Here is a 441-nt window from a genome sequence, read left to right as displayed (position 1 = left end):
TCGGCATCAAGGATGCGCGCGGCAATCTGCTGCCGCAGGACAAGCAGGCCGCCGTTGCCGAACTGCATGCGCGCTACGGCTTCGTCGGCATGGTCGGCGACGGCGTGAACGATGCGCCGGCGCTGGCCCGTGCGAATATCGGCTTCGCCATGGGCGCGGCCGGCACCGCCACCGCGCTGGAAACCGCCGATGTCGCCATCATGGACGACGACCCGCGCAAGATCGCCGATTTCATCCGCTTGAGCCGGCGCACCGCCGCGATCCTCAAGCAGAACATCACCCTCGCGCTGGGCATCAAGGCGGTGTTCTTCGCCTTGGCCCTGAGCGGCGTGGCGACCCTGTGGATGGCGGTGTTCGCCGACATGGGGGCCAGCCTGCTGGTGGTGTTCAACGGCATGCGGCTGCTGTCGCTGCGCCGCGCAACGGCTTGATGTTCTGGGT

At 67.8% G+C, this 441-nt stretch carries 1 protein-coding gene; it reads left to right on the top strand.

Annotated features, from left to right (window positions below; genetic code table 11):
- The coding region (locus THIARS_RS18090) for an HAD-IC family P-type ATPase (RefSeq protein ID WP_141202471.1) at positions 1-431 on the top strand (431 nt) is incomplete at its 5' end.
- Positions 432-441: the final 10 nt, after the last annotated feature.

The organism is Thiomonas delicata (assembly GCF_900088825.1).
GTDB classification, from domain to species: Bacteria; Pseudomonadota; Gammaproteobacteria; order Burkholderiales; family Burkholderiaceae_C; genus Thiomonas_A; species Thiomonas_A delicata.
This window is presented reverse-complemented; position numbering and strand designations above follow the sequence as displayed.